The organism is Desulfovibrio gilichinskyi, assembly GCF_900177375.1.
Taxonomy (GTDB): Bacteria; Desulfobacterota; Desulfovibrionia; order Desulfovibrionales; family Desulfovibrionaceae; genus Maridesulfovibrio; species Maridesulfovibrio gilichinskyi.
Genome location: NZ_FWZU01000004.1, coordinates 379,881 through 393,569, shown reverse-complemented (window position 1 = coordinate 393,569; position 13,689 = coordinate 379,881). Strand labels below are relative to the sequence as shown.

General features: G+C 44.6%; 13 protein-coding genes. 10 read left to right on the top strand and 3 right to left on the bottom strand.

Annotation, left to right across the window (positions count from 1 at the left end; genetic code table 11):
- Positions 1 to 14: 14 nt before the first annotated feature.
- From B9N78_RS13335 to B9N78_RS13325, 3 genes are all read right to left on the bottom strand, one after another.
- Positions 15 to 515, bottom strand: coding sequence for a hypothetical protein (locus B9N78_RS13335; protein WP_085103089.1), 501 nt, complete (start codon positions 513 to 515; stop codon positions 15 to 17).
- Positions 516 to 768: 253 nt separating this feature from the next.
- Positions 769 to 1,284 (bottom strand): thiol peroxidase, encoded by a 516-nt coding sequence (gene tpx / locus B9N78_RS13330; protein ID WP_085103087.1) that lies wholly within the window; start codon positions 1,282 to 1,284, stop codon positions 769 to 771.
- An 88-nt stretch (positions 1,285 to 1,372) separates the two neighbouring features.
- Positions 1,373 to 2,416 (bottom strand): TOBE domain-containing protein, encoded by a 1,044-nt coding sequence (locus tag B9N78_RS13325; protein ID WP_085103085.1) that lies wholly within the window; start codon positions 2,414 to 2,416, stop codon positions 1,373 to 1,375.
- Positions 2,417 to 2,550: 134 nt separating this feature from the next.
- On the opposite strand from B9N78_RS13325, the gene modA (B9N78_RS13320) reads away from it, so the two are divergent.
- From modA (B9N78_RS13320) to B9N78_RS13275, 10 genes are all read left to right on the top strand, one after another.
- On the top strand, positions 2,551 to 3,285 hold the full coding sequence (gene modA, locus B9N78_RS13320) for a molybdate ABC transporter substrate-binding protein (protein ID WP_085103083.1): 735 nt from the start codon (positions 2,551 to 2,553) through the stop codon (positions 3,283 to 3,285).
- 1 nt (position 3,286) lies between these two features.
- The gene (gene modB, locus B9N78_RS13315; RefSeq protein WP_085103081.1) at positions 3,287 to 3,943 is read left to right on the top strand and encodes a molybdate ABC transporter permease subunit; all 657 of its coding nucleotides are present in this window, start codon (positions 3,287 to 3,289) and stop codon (positions 3,941 to 3,943) included.
- Positions 3,940 to 4,644: an ATP-binding cassette domain-containing protein gene (locus B9N78_RS13310; RefSeq protein ID WP_085103079.1), complete on the top strand. Its 705-nt coding sequence runs from the start codon at positions 3,940 to 3,942 to the stop codon at positions 4,642 to 4,644. Before modB ends, B9N78_RS13310 begins: the two co-directional genes overlap by 4 nt.
- The gene (gene modA / locus B9N78_RS13305; protein ID WP_085103077.1) at positions 4,644 to 5,366 is read left to right on the top strand and encodes a molybdate ABC transporter substrate-binding protein; all 723 of its coding nucleotides are present in this window, start codon (positions 4,644 to 4,646) and stop codon (positions 5,364 to 5,366) included. Before B9N78_RS13310 ends, modA (B9N78_RS13305) begins: the two co-directional genes overlap by 1 nt.
- A gap of 8 nt (positions 5,367 to 5,374) precedes the next feature.
- Positions 5,375 to 6,046 (top strand): molybdate ABC transporter permease subunit, encoded by a 672-nt coding sequence (locus tag B9N78_RS13300; RefSeq protein WP_085103075.1) that lies wholly within the window; start codon positions 5,375 to 5,377, stop codon positions 6,044 to 6,046.
- A gap of 42 nt (positions 6,047 to 6,088) precedes the next feature.
- Positions 6,089 to 6,820, top strand: coding sequence for a Rossmann-like domain-containing protein (locus B9N78_RS13295; RefSeq protein WP_085103073.1), 732 nt, complete (start codon positions 6,089 to 6,091; stop codon positions 6,818 to 6,820).
- Between the two features lie 485 nt (positions 6,821 to 7,305).
- Positions 7,306 to 8,325, top strand: a complete 1,020-nt coding sequence (locus tag B9N78_RS13290) for a molybdopterin-binding protein (RefSeq protein WP_085103071.1) — start codon at positions 7,306 to 7,308, stop codon at positions 8,323 to 8,325.
- A gap of 67 nt (positions 8,326 to 8,392) precedes the next feature.
- Positions 8,393 to 11,116, top strand: coding sequence for a molybdopterin-dependent aldehyde oxidoreductase (locus B9N78_RS13285; protein WP_085103069.1), 2,724 nt, complete (start codon positions 8,393 to 8,395; stop codon positions 11,114 to 11,116).
- A gap of 79 nt (positions 11,117 to 11,195) precedes the next feature.
- On the top strand, positions 11,196 to 13,475 hold the full coding sequence (locus B9N78_RS13280) for a pyridine nucleotide-disulfide oxidoreductase/dicluster-binding protein (protein WP_085103067.1): 2,280 nt from the start codon (positions 11,196 to 11,198) through the stop codon (positions 13,473 to 13,475).
- A complete protein-coding gene (locus tag B9N78_RS13275) occupies positions 13,472 to 13,687 on the top strand; it encodes a DVU_1557 family redox protein (protein WP_085103065.1) in 216 nt (71 codons plus the stop codon). The genes B9N78_RS13280 and B9N78_RS13275 overlap by 4 nt, the downstream gene beginning before the upstream one ends.
- The last annotated feature ends 2 nt before the right edge of the window (positions 13,688 to 13,689 follow it).

Below are 13,689 nucleotides of genomic sequence, written 5' to 3'. Positions count from 1 at the left end.
TAATATTAATCGACTTAGAAAGGATCACCGTGGTTAATAAGCACTTGAGATTCGGCGGCTCCTCCTGGATGAGCACGATAACGCATCACTCCACCGACCAAAGCCTTCCTCAATTTTACGTTATCAGACTTCCATTCAATAGTTGCATACCCAACGATTGCTTTTGTCCCACCACTTGGCAGCAAACTGTAAATTCGTGAAGAATAAGCAGGAAGATCAAAATCGCCAACACCATGTGAGACAGCAACCCAATTTGTTCCTCCAGTCATTACATAACCTAATGAAGTCACATCACTTCCATCATGATTATACATTGTAACTCTGCATTGAACTTTCTCGGCTGTAATATTGCTGATAATTATATATGGGGAAGTCCAATTATTAGCAGCCATAAAGTCAAAATATAAACTAGGAACTAAAGTACTCCCCTGTGCATTAAAATCCTCCGCCATTGCCCCACCGCACATCATCAAAACCACAACCATCGACAACACGACACTCATTAAACGTTTCATAATTTCTCCTTTAAACTGTTTAATTATGCCCAAAAACACTTTTTAGACACCAAATAACCGCAATATTAAAGGATTTATCGGAGCATGTATTAATATCTTTACCCCATACACTATAACTTTATTATTACTTCAATATTAACACACCTCATATTCAACAGAGTGCTTACAAATAAAATTTCTACTATTTCATAAAAAAAGAAGCCCCTTGCAGGATATCCTGCAAGGGGCTTCTTAAAGTCGATTCTAATTTAATCTAAACGAGTTTCTTAGCTGCGGCTAATGCTGCATCGTAATCCGGTTCTTCTGTGATTTCTTTCAGATACTGAACGTACTTAACAACGCCGTCTTTGCCGACAACAAACACTGCTCTGGTAAGCAGACGAAGTTCTTTGATCAACGATCCGTAACCTTCACCGAAGGATGCGTCTTTGTGATCGGAGAGGGTCTTAACTGCTTCCACTCCGGCAGCTCCGCACCAGCGAGCCTGAGCAAACGGAAGATCCATGCTTAGAGTCAAAATTGCAATATCATCACTCAGCTTTGCAGCTTCGTTGTTGAATCTGCGGGTTTCCATGTCACATACCGGTGTATCAAGAGAAGGAACAGCACTCAAAATAAGCACTTTTCCTTTGTAATCAGCAAGAGTTTTAGGAGCCAGACCGTTATCAGTCACGCTGAAATCAGGTGCTTTATCTCCGACTTTTACTTCAGCCCCGATAAGTGTGAGGGGATTCCCTTGGAAAGTAATTACTCCGGTTCTTTCGCTCATAATGTATACTCCATTGTTTATTTTAATTTCTACGCAAAATACCACAACTGGGAAATTGCGGCAACGTTCAATTAATTATAACTTAATCTTAAACTACATGAAGGACAATGGACAATGCTTTAAAACAAAATTCTATCTTATCGCCAACATTCATCCCTTCTTCGTCGATACTCCATGAGGCGACAAGCGCACATAACCTTGTTCCGGACGCTGTCTCGCCGGAAACTTCGGCAAGTATTTCAGTACTTTTTATTTCTGTAACCGTTGCAATAACACAGTTTCGTGTGCTGGAAGTACAACCTTCCGCAGGCCGGACAGAAACAAGCGGAGCTTTAATCGTTGCAGAAACGGGAACTCCTACTTCAAGATCAAGTTTATATAGACTCTCAAGGGTAATTACCGAACTTATTCGCAACCCTTCAGCAGTCTCAAATTCAACGTCAGCAAGGATTCCATCGCGACGGATCTGTGCGACATGCCCTATGAAGGTATTACGGGCACTGGATTTTAAGGAAGATTCTTCAAGAGCCATCCGCCGGACAATGTTCTGCACATCACCTTCAGACCACTCCTGATAAACGGCTGACAGATCTGCCGAAGATTGGCCAAGTACTTTACGTACAACCCCCAGCGGCACTCCGTTTCTGAGCAGCTCAACAGCGCGGGACCGCCTTAGCACACTTGGAGCACCTAATGCACGGGGGAGGCTACACGCCTCAGCCCTGTCATAAAAAATACGCCGCACATAGCCCGGATCAAGATGAAAAACCTGAGATTCTAGTCCCATTCCCATCGGGCCTTCAATCAAAGCTTTAAGTTCACGGCAGACATTTTGCGGCAGAGGAACTTCGCGGCTGAATTTCTCTGTTCCGAGAGTGACTGTCGCACGTCCGAAATTTATACTTTTTCTCTCATCCATTTTAAGAATTTCGCCAAGCCTCGCACCGGTATGCCGCAATATAAGAAACAGACAAAAGACTCGTGTACGTGATCTCAAGTGGTCAGCTCGCCCGGATTCATCCCGCCATAAGCGATAAGCTGACTCAAGAGAATCAAGCATTTTTGTGTCCAGATGTTTAATATTATCCGGCACATCAAAGAATTTACACGGGGCTAATTTACCTGTTCCCATAAAATATCCCTTCGTAGAATCACGTTTTTTATAATTAGCGTGACGGCATTGTTTCTTTCATCAGACCTGCATAAGTGTTTGATCGTCTAATAGTCATAATTTGACATAATCACAATGAAATTGGAGATTTTACGATGAAACGCATTCTTACACTAGTTCTTACAGTACTTCTGGCTCTGCCTATTGCGGCAAATGCTGCTGACCTGCTTATCGGGCAGGCTGCAAACTTTACTCCGGCAATGCAGGAGATTATCCCGGCTTTCAAAAAAGCTACAGGACTCGAAGTTCAGGCAACTTATACATCAACAGGAAAACTCTACGCACAGATCACCAATGGCGCACCGTTCGATGTTTTCCTTGCTGCAGATGAAAAACGCCCAGCCAAACTTTTTGCAGACGGTCTTGCGGAAAAACCTTTTGTATATGCAAACGGTAAACTTGTTTTCTGGTCTCTTAACAAAGAATTCGGCTCCGCTCCTTGGCAGAAAGCTGTTGTTAATCCGAAACTGAAAAAGATTTCTATCGCAAACGTAGAGACGGCTCCTTACGGAACTGCAGCTATGAACGCTCTTAAAAAAGTTAATCTCTGGGAAAAAGTAAAACCTGAACTGGCATATGCTCAGTCCATTTCTCAGACATTTCAGTATGCTGCAACCGGCGCGGCTGATGCAGGTTTCTGTGCATATTCCTCCGTTTTCACAGACGAAGGTAAAAAAGGATTCTTTACCGTTGTAAAAGAAGCTCCTCTGGTTGTGCAGGCTGCCTGTGTACTTAAGTCTTCAGAGCATAAAGACGCTGCTGCTAAATTCGTTAAATTCTTAGCTGGCCCTGAAGTTAAAGCTATCAAGAGCAAATACGGATACGAATAACATGGATTTTTACCCGCTCGTTCTGTCTGCCAAACTGGCCGTTGCAACAACCCTGTTCATTCCGGTTGTTGCAGCGCCAACGGCATACATACTGGCGTTTTGCCGATTTCGTGGAAAAAGTCTGTTTGATGCTGTTGTCTCTCTTCCTATGGTTTTGCCTCCCACGGTCCTTGGGTTCGGGCTCCTCATTCTGATGGGTCCCCAAGGTCCGCTGGGAGGACTTTGGAGAGATGCTACCGGCGAACGAATGGTTTTCAGTTTTTCAGGAATTTTAGTGGCTTCGCTGGTTTATAATCTCCCCTTCGCGGTTCAACCCATGCGCGCCGCCTTTGACAAACTGGATATCAGATTGCTTGAGAACTCCGCAGTTCTCGGACTTTCTCCTACTGCTACTTTCTTCCGCGTAGTCCTGCCTAACAGTATTCCGGGACTTACTGCGGCGGCGATGCTTGTGTTTGCACACAGCCTTGGTGAGTTCGGAGTAATTCTCATGGTCGGCGGCAGTATTCCGGGTTCTACAAAGGTTGCGTCCATTGCAATTTATGAGGCTGTGGAAGCTATGCGCTATCAGGACGCTCTGTATATGTCGCTTGCAATAATTCCGGTCAGCTTTCTTGCTCTGCTTGCCATTAACTACATCAACGGAAGGCGTCGATGACTCTTCATCTTGATATTCGCAAAAAACTTGCAAACTTTACATTGGATGTTTCTCTTTCCTGTCCCGCCGGAACTCTTACAGCCATTGTCGGGCCGTCCGGAGCAGGCAAGAGTACTTTAGTCAGAATTATTTCAGGCCTTGAGTCTCCTGATGAAGGAACTGTTTCACTCGGGAATGTCTGCTGGAATGATACTTCAAAAAATTTTCATGCAACACCTCAGAAAAGAGGTTTAGGATTGGTTTTTCAGGAATATACTCTTTTTCCTCATTTGACGGTTCGCAAAAATGTCGCTTTCGCAGCGGTGGATAAAAACTGTGTCCAAGGGTTGCTTAATAAATTCGGCATTGCCCACATTGCAGACCGCAAACCTTCCGGTATTTCCGGCGGAGAAAGACAGCGCGCGGCTTTTTGCCAGGCGTTGGCCCGTGAGCCGGTGTTGCTCCTACTTGATGAACCATTCTCAGCACTTGATATCGCTACGCGCGAATCATTACGCCGTGAACTCAGAGAGCTCAAAAAAGAACTGAACATCCCGATAATTCATGTCACGCATGATCTGGAAGAAGCTTACTACCTCGCAGACAAAATTTTTGTAATGGAAAACGGAATTGCCTCACCGCAATGGCTGGAAAGGCAGAACGCACGCCGGAATATAAACTATGTAATTCCTAATCAATATGAACTTGTGGAGAACATGTAATGCGTATCAATCAACTGTTTCTGATTTTTTTATTAGTTCTATGCATTCCTGCGGCAGCTCAATCTAAAATGATACTCGCTTCCGGTGCAGGTTACCGTTCACTTGTTGACGACTTAGCCGATACCTACACAAAAGAAACCGGCAACCAGATTGAACGCATCTACGGCAATATGTCTCGCGTTACGGCGCAGGCCAGTGTCAGCGGAGCAGTCGATATGGTTCTCGGTGATGCTAATTTCCTTAAAAAAGCAAAATTGCCTTTCAAAACCACACACAAAATAGGCAACGGCAAACTTGTTGTAGCATTTCCAAAAGGAAGCAGTTTTCATGATAAAACTGACCTGCTGAATGCTAAAGTGACCCGTATAGCTATTCCTGACACCAATCGGGCCATCTATGGAAAGGCCGCTCTGCAATATTTCAAAAACACGGGAATATACGATAAAATCGAGTCAAAATTACTCATTGTTGCCACGGTTCCGCAATCCGCATCATATGTTGTTGCAGGAGAAGTTGATTACGCATTTATCAATCTTACACATGCACGCAAAATCGCTAACTCAATCGGCGGGTATGTTCTTATTGATCAGAAAGATTATTCTCCTATCAACATTATTATCGGTCAGCTGGAAACCTCCGCAAATCAGAAAGACTGTGAAGACTTTTTAAAATTCCTCACAACTGAGGAAGCGGCTAAAATTACTGCCAAACACGGCATGTAGGTTAATTAATGGATTTCACGGCTATCCTTTCAGACAGCTCAACAATGCGCCCGCTTATTCTTTCGGGTAAAGTTCTGGCTGTTTCCGGACTCCTGCAGATATTGCTCGGAATTCCTCTTGCGTGCTGGCTTGCCCGTTCGCATGGAACTCTTAACAATATCATGGATACAGCTGTGACAATGCCACTTGTTTTTCCACCCGTTGCAATGGGCTTCGGACTTCTTCTGCTGCTAGGCAGAAGCGGACCGATGAGCCCTTTGTTCGGAGACAACATCATTTTCAGTTTTCCCGGGCTGGTGGTTGCTGCATTCATTGCGGGACTTCCTCTAGCTGTAAAGCCGATTCAAGCCGCACTTAAATCGGCAGAAGCAGCTAGACTTAGCGAAGTAGCGGCAGTACTTGGAAAATCAGAAACTGTAATTCTTCTGCGGGTATTACTGCCATATGCCAAACGCAGCATTGCAGCAGGGATGTTGCTGGCACTTGGCAGATCACTTGGCGAAGTCGGTATGACATTGATGCTTGGCGGGAACATTATAGGCAGAACAAACACTCTTTCACTGGAAATATACAATTCTGTTTTCAATGGTGAATTTGAAAGAGCTATAGTACTTTCGATGATTATAGGCGCAGTATCGGTTGCAATGTTTGTTGTTTTAAAAAAAGTCTCCGACAATTAAATTAATGGCTGAGAATATAACTTCAAAGAATTAAGGCATAAAATGAGTAAATCAATTTTAAATCAGATTCAGGAAAAAGCGCGCAAAATTTGGGAAAAAGAAGGTATTCTTGATGAAAACATTTCCATTACAGCCAGAATACTGAGCACAGAAGAAGCTATAGGCAACCCTGAAGGTGATGATTTTCCTTTGCTGCGCGGTAAAGAAAAACTGATGGAAGCAGAATTCCGCGGTTCCAAAGGACAAGCTTTCACAGACCGTTTTGGAGATTTCAGCACTTCGCTTCGGGAAGTTTGCGAAATGAAACTTGAAAACAACTTTCGCCGTGCAATATTCGTATCCTCCCTTAATGCAGTTCAATCTAATTTAGGGCAAACTGATCATACTATTCACTGTCGCAATGAAGGACCAGCCCTTTGCGCTCCTAAATTTGCTGAATATGTTATGGAAAAATACGGCAAAATCCGCATCACACAAATAGGATATCAGCCGGCAATGATTAAAGCTTTTGCCCCTAAATTCGATCTTAGAGTTGTTGATTTGGATCCCGACAACATCGGCGTCAACAAATGCGGAATAATTATTGAAGGCCCTGCTGACACGGCAAAAGCTATCGACTCAGCGGACCTGCTTATTGTCACAGGATCAACCCTTGTTAACGAAACCATCACTGACTTTTTGGTCGAAAACAAGCCGACTATTTTCTTTGGCACCACCGTTTCCGCAGCTGCAGATTTAATGGGATGGACCCGTTTTTGCGCTGAAAGCAGCTAGTAATTTAACTGCAACAACTTGTGACACACATTCCTTCAAAAGTGAGACAAAACGACACAGCACGTTTTAACTCATTTTTTATGCCACCTAACGCATATTAGTTTTATTGTAATAATATTACTTACATCTTTCTTTATTCTTTTCATTCTATAAACGATCCACTTTGCCACACCGCCAATCACTTAACCATTTGGAATATCAACAATATTATTTTGGACCTCTTCTTGCTTAAAGAGTCCTTTAATTAGCTCCCAAAAAAGGAGCTGCCTTCTGTTGTTATCAAATTTTCAGATGCGAAGAATAGATCAAAGCCGCTATATTTTTCATATCTGTTCGGATTAACAGCTTGACTTATTATGTCTACCTAGACATACAGATTCGAATTATAACAACAAAAATTGCAAAATACTTATTAATTCGAAAACTGTGTCTACGCGAAAGACGCAAGCAATAAGCATAAAACCATACTCTGGAGCCACTCACTCATGATGAAAACAGTGCCTGTTCAGGATTCCATAGGAAGCGTGCTTTGCCATGATATGACCCGTATTGTTCCGGGCGAATTCAAAGGTCCTGCTTTTAGAAAAGGACATATTATCAAACAGGAAGATATTCCTGTTCTGCTCGAAATAGGCAAAGAACACGTTTATATTCTTACACTTGAAGAAGGTCAGCTGCATGAAAATGATGCAGCGCGACGCATTGCCAATGCTGCAGCAGGTCCTGGAATAACTCTTTCCGCCATATCTGAAGGACGCATCAATATGAAGGCTGCCCCAGGGTTGCTTTCCATCAATGTAGAAGCTCTTGAACGTATTAATTCCATTGATGAAGTCGTACTGGCGACTATGCATAACGGAATTCAAATTACTGAACCACGCGATGTTGCCGGAACACGGGTAGTTCCACTCGTCATTGATGAGAGTAAAATAATAGAAGTTGAGAAAATCTGCAGAGAATCCGGACCAATTGTCAGTGTTAAACCTTTCAAGCATTTGAACGTAGCCCTCATAACAACAGGAAGCGAAGTTTACACAGGACGCATTCAAGACAAATTCGGACCTGTTATCCGCAAAAAATTCAATGCCTTAAATTCTGAAGTAATTTCCCAGACACTTGTCAGCGATGACCCTGAAATGACCCGTGCCGCAATCATGAAATGTATTGATGACGGGGCGCAAATGGTTGTGCTGACCGGTGGGATGAGCGTTGATCCAGATGACCAGACCCCCGCAAGTATCCGCTCAACCGGAGCAGAGGTGGTCACTTACGGAACACCGTCATTCCCAGGAGTAATGTTCATGCTGGCATACCTTAACGGCGTGCCGATTATCGGGCTGCCCGGCTGCGTGATGTATTACCGGGCCAGTATTTTTGACCTGATCGTGCCGCGAATTGTTGCGGGAGAACGTCCGACACGAAAAGAAATTGCGGCTCTCGGGCACGGAGGATTCTGTGCCGGATGCGAGACTTGCCGCTACCCTCTCTGTTCCTTTGGTAAATAGTCAATTGACGCCTGTTTCGGGCGCCTAATTATATTAAAACAGAAATTCTTTTAAGGAGGCTCCTAGGATGATCAAAAGAACTCTTAAAGTTAACGGAGTAGAACGCGTGGTGATTGTGGAGAACGACACCCCGTTAGCTACGGTTTTACGCGAAAATTTGGGTCTGACCAGTGTTAAAATTGGTTGCGGAACCGGACAATGCGGTAGTTGTTCTGTCCTTATGGATGGAAAAGTAAAACGCACATGTTCCCTTAAAATGAGCCGAGTTGAAGACTTTACTGAAATCCTGACCACTGAAGGAATCGGAACACCAACTCAGATGCATCCTATCCAGATTGCATGGATGGCACATGGCGCTGCACAGTGCGGATTCTGTACTCCAGGTTTTATTATTTCCACCTACGGTCTCATTTTATCAAACCCGTCTCCAACTCGCGAAGATGTCCGCAACTGGTTCCAGAAACATCGTAACGCCTGCCGTTGTACAGGTTACAAACAGCTTGTTGATGCAACCATGGACGCTGCCGCAGTTATGCGCGGTGACATGAAAGTTGAAGACCTACTCTTCAAGATTCCTGAAGACGGACGCATCTGGGGTTCAAAATACCCACGCCCAACAGCTGTTGCCAAAGTTACCGGAACACTTGATTACGGCGCAGACCTCGGTATCAAGATGCCTGAAGGAACTCTCAGATGTGCGTTGGTACAGGCTGAAGTGTCACATGCAAACATTCTTTCCATCGACACCAGTGAAGCTGAAAAGATGGAAGGTGTTTTTAAGATTGTTACCCACAAAGATATCAAAGGTAAGAACCTCATTACCGGTCTGATCACCTTCCCGACTAATAAAGGTGACGGATGGGACAGACCTATTCTTGCTGAAAAGAAAATATTCCAGTTCGGTGATGCAATTGCCATTGTCTGTGCTGACACAGAAAAACACGCAAAAGCCGCAGCTGAAAAAGTTGTTGTAAAAATTGAACAGTTGCCAGAATACATGAGCGCACCTGCAGCGATGGCTGATGATGCAATCGAAATTCATCCCGGCACACCTAACGTTTACTTTGAACAGAAAGTTGCCAAAGGCGAAGATACTGCTGCTATTTTTGATAAGGCTGATGCTGTTATCGAAGATAACTTTTATGTTTCACGTCAGCCGCACATGCCGATTGAACCAGATGTAGGTTTTGCATACATGGATGACGACGGCAAACTTTGCATACACTCCAAGTCAATCGGCCTGCATCTCCATGCAGCAATGATTGCTCCGGGTATGGGAATCGAACTTGAAAACCTGATCATGGTCCAGAACTTTGCAGGCGGTACTTTCGGTTACAAATTCAGCCCTACCATGGAAGCCCTTGTCGGTGTTGCATGTCTTGCTACCGGAAAACCAGTATTCCTTAACTACACATGGTTCCAGCAGCAGACTTACACAGGAAAACGTTCACCGTTCTTCACAACAGTTCGCCTTGCCGCTGACAGCGACGGCAAACTCCGCTCCATGGAAACCGACTGGATTTGTGACCACGGTCCATACTCCGAATTCGGTGACCTGCTAACTCTCCGCGGGGCTCAGTTCATCGGCGCAGGTTACGACATCGCTTCCATCCGTGGTAAAGGTCGCACTGTTTGTACCAACCACGCATGGGGTTCTGCTTTCCGTGGATACGGTTCAACAGAAGTTGAATTTGCATCCGAAGTTCTGATGGATGAATTGGCAGAAAAACTCAACATGGATCCATTTGATCTTCGCTATAAGAACATCTACCGCGAAGGTTCTACAACTCCGACAGGCCAGACTCCTGAAGTCTTAAGCCTTGAAGAAATATTCACTCAGGCTCGTCCTTTGTATGAAGCAGCCAAAAAACGCGTTGCTAAAAAATCCACCGACACTATTAAACACGGTGTAGGTCTTGCCCTCGGTGTTTACGGTTGCGGACTTGATGGACCGGACAGTGCCGGTGCTGAAATTGAACTCCACGCTGACGGAACTGTAACCATGTATGCCTGCTGGCTTGATCATGGTCAGGGTGCTGACATGGGTGTTCTTGGAACAGCTCACGAAACTCTCCGTCCGCTCGGACTTGCTCCTGAACAGATTCACCTTGTCATGAACGACACCCGCACCTGCCCTAACGGCGGACCTGCAGGTGGTAGCCGTTCACAGGTTGTTATCGGTAATGCCATTGTCGCAACATGTAGAGAATTACTGGATGCTATGCGTAAAGCAGACGGCAAATATCGCTCTTATGACGAAATGGTCAAAGAAAACAAAGCCCTTCGCTACAGCGGTTCTTGGACCTCCCCTTGTACTGAATGTGATGCAGACGGTCAGGGTAGCCCATTTGCATGCTACATGTACGGACTGTTCATGATGGAAGTTGCTGTAGAGATTGCAACTGGTAAAACATCCGTTGAAAAAGCAACTCTCGTTACCGACATCGGTAAAATCAACAACAGACTCGTTGTTGACGGTCAGATCTACGGTGGACTTGCTCAGGGTATCGGAATTGCTCTTACTGAAGACTATGAAGATATCATTAAACATTCTACCATGGTCGGCGCAGGTTTCCCTTACATCAAGCAAATTCCAGACGATATGGAAATTGTTTATGTTGAAACTGCTCGTCCAGAAGGTCCTCATGGGGCATCCGGAGTTGGTGAACTGCCTTTGACATGTCCTCATGGCGCAGTTATCAACGCTATCTACAACGCATGCGGCGCACGCGTTACTCATCTGCCGGCCAGACCTGAAAAGGTTCTTGCTGCAATGAAAGCAAAAGCTTAGTTATATCTTAAAAGGTCGTGGTCGTGTGTTTTAGAGCACGCGATCACGGCCTTCTTTATTTAACAGCCACGGGAGCATTATGGAACAGAATTCACTTCGCGAATGGGAAGCCAAATGTATTCAGGAAGAACCGCCGCGTTGTAAAGCAGCTTGCCCTCTTCACGTTGATGGACGGGAATTCTGTAAGCTGATTGCAGCGGGACAAGTAGACAAAGCATGGGCCGTTCTGTGCCGGACATTACCGTTCCCTGCCGTAACAGCGCGTATTTGTGATGCTCCATGTAAAAATTCATGCCTGCGCGAGGAAGTCGGCGGCGGTATTGAAATGGCCGGTCTTGAAAGATTTTGCGCTGAAAATACAAAGCGTACTCCTCCTTTCAGGCCATTACCTCCACGAGGAAAAACAGTTGCTGTTCTCGGTGGATTTCTGCCAGGACTGACTGCCGCATGGGACCTTGCTAAAAAAGGTTTTACTGTCACACTCTTTTTAGGCAAGCTGAATGAAGTTTTTAAAACGCTGCCCCAAGACTTACTGACGATAGAAATTTTCAATCAGGAAATTGAAGTCATCAAAAAAATGGGTGTAACTTTTGTTGAAAACAGTACTTTTGATGATAATTTTACCGAAGAATCTCTTAAAAATTTCGATGCAGTATTTGCAGACCCCATAGCATGCACCCCTGAAAATCTTAAAATTTCCGCCCCTTCTTCCATAACTCTTGAAACGGAAAAGAAGGGACTTTTTGCCGCATCTCAGCCGGAAAAGAACACATCACCGATTACACTCATAGCAATAGGCCGCAAAGGAGCATTATCCATTGAACGGTTTATGCAGAATGCATCTCTGTCTGCAGGGCGCGAACGTGATGAACCTTTTGAGACAAAACTATTCACAAACATCAGTAAAGTTGAGCCGCTTCCTCCTGTTGCCATTCCAAACGAAGGGTATACTGCGGAATCAGCAAAAGAAGAGGCTTCCCGCTGTCTTCTTTGCGAATGTATGGAATGTGTTAAAAATTGCGTATATCTAGAGAACTTCAAAGAGTATCCAAAGATTTTCGCCCGCCAGATATACAACAATGCGTCCATCGTAATGGGAACACGAAGAGCTAATAAGCTTATTAATTCCTGCATGCTATGCGACTTGTGCACTGAGATATGCCCAGAAAATTTCTCCATGAAAAACCTTTGCATAGAAGCAAGAAAAGATCTGGTAGAGCAAGGGGTTATGCCTCAATCAGCTCATGAGTTTGCTCTGCGTGACATGGAATTTGCGGACAGCGATGCTTGCGCTATCAACCGCCATCAGGACGGGTTCGAACAGAGTGAGTGGGCGTTCTTTCCCGGATGTCAGCTTCCGGCATCAGATCCGGATGCTGTAAAACGTGTGTACAGTTATCTGTGCGGCACATTAACTGGCGGAACTGGACTTATGCTCCGCTGCTGCTCCGCTCCGGCGGATTGGTCAGGAATAGTTGATCTTTTTGATAAAAAATCTGCTGAATTGCGTTCTGATTGGGAATCCCTTGGCAAACCCAAAATAATCGCAGCCTGTCCTTCGTGCATGGAAACTTTGCATAAAGCCATTCCGGAAGCAGATATCACATCGCTCTGGTCTTTGCTCAGCCAATATCGTAAAAGTTTAAAGCCTGTTTTGCCAAAAACAATTCCAGCTTTACAAGATCCATGTTCGGCCAGACACAACGACAAACTCTTAACAGATGTCCGCCTTTTACTTTCAGATTTAGGAATAGAATTCACAGAACCTGAACTTTCAGGGCTTTATACAGAATGTTGCGGTTTCGGAGGATTGCTGAGCGATGCCAACGAGCCGTTATCCAAAAAAGTTGCGGAAAACAGAGCGTCAAAGCTGGACGGCGACGGAATTACATATTGCGCAATGTGCCGTGATCTGCTTGCAAAAACAGGTAAACGCTGTCTCAACATACTGGATCTTATTTTCCCTTCAGAAGATATCGACCCGGCCGCACGGACTGCGCCGCGCTACTCTGAAAGGCGTGAAAACAGAGTCCGGCTTAAAGAACAGCTGCTGGAAAATATTTGGAAAGATTCACCTACGCCACGCCCAGATTATGAATCAATTCAAGTCTCTTTTACTGAAGAAGCTGAAAAGCTTATGGAAGAACGACGCATCCTTGTTTCTGATATTAAGAAGACCATTGAAGCAGTACAGAAAACAGGAAAAGTACTAGAAAATACCGATACAGGTCATAAACTTATATACTACAGACCGACAATAGTTACTTACTGGGTTGAATACGAAATGACGGATGAAAACACTTATTTAGTCCACAGAGTCTGGAGTCATCGCATGAAGATATTGGGAGGTAGTAAGTGAGTACTTTAAAAGTTCTTGATGCAGATTTTTCATCTTGGAAATGTGAGGCTTGCGGCGAAAAGCTTGTTCCAAGACCAATTGAACTGGGCTACCTTGAAAGTAAATTCAAAGTTGAACTCCCCGCCTGCCCTGTTTGCGGATTGGTACTTATCCCTGAAGATCTGGCACTTGGGAAAATGGCCGAAGTGGAGAGCCTTCTGGAGGACAAATAGTA

What these genes read in the sequence shown, in the direction of transcription:
- B9N78_RS13335 (WP_085103089.1), bottom strand. Translation starts at nt 515, where the DNA reads ATGAAACGTTTAATGAGTGTCGTGTTGTCGATGGTTGTGGTTTTGATG.
- tpx (WP_085103087.1), bottom strand. Translation starts at nt 1,284, where the DNA reads ATGAGCGAAAGAACCGGAGTAATTACTTTCCAAGGGAATCCCCTCACA.
- B9N78_RS13325 (WP_085103085.1), bottom strand. Translation starts at nt 2,416, where the DNA reads ATGGGAACAGGTAAATTAGCCCCGTGTAAATTCTTTGATGTGCCGGAT.
- modA (WP_085103083.1), top strand. Translation starts at nt 2,551, where the DNA reads ATGAAACGCATTCTTACACTAGTTCTTACAGTACTTCTGGCTCTGCCT.
- modB (WP_085103081.1), top strand. Translation starts at nt 3,287, where the DNA reads ATGGATTTTTACCCGCTCGTTCTGTCTGCCAAACTGGCCGTTGCAACA.
- B9N78_RS13310 (WP_085103079.1), top strand. Translation starts at nt 3,940, where the DNA reads ATGACTCTTCATCTTGATATTCGCAAAAAACTTGCAAACTTTACATTG.
- modA (WP_085103077.1), top strand. Translation starts at nt 4,644, where the DNA reads ATGCGTATCAATCAACTGTTTCTGATTTTTTTATTAGTTCTATGCATT.
- B9N78_RS13300 (WP_085103075.1), top strand. Translation starts at nt 5,375, where the DNA reads ATGGATTTCACGGCTATCCTTTCAGACAGCTCAACAATGCGCCCGCTT.
- B9N78_RS13295 (WP_085103073.1), top strand. Translation starts at nt 6,089, where the DNA reads ATGAGTAAATCAATTTTAAATCAGATTCAGGAAAAAGCGCGCAAAATT.
- B9N78_RS13290 (WP_085103071.1), top strand. Translation starts at nt 7,306, where the DNA reads ATGATGAAAACAGTGCCTGTTCAGGATTCCATAGGAAGCGTGCTTTGC.
- B9N78_RS13285 (WP_085103069.1), top strand. Translation starts at nt 8,393, where the DNA reads ATGATCAAAAGAACTCTTAAAGTTAACGGAGTAGAACGCGTGGTGATT.
- B9N78_RS13280 (WP_085103067.1), top strand. Translation starts at nt 11,196, where the DNA reads ATGGAACAGAATTCACTTCGCGAATGGGAAGCCAAATGTATTCAGGAA.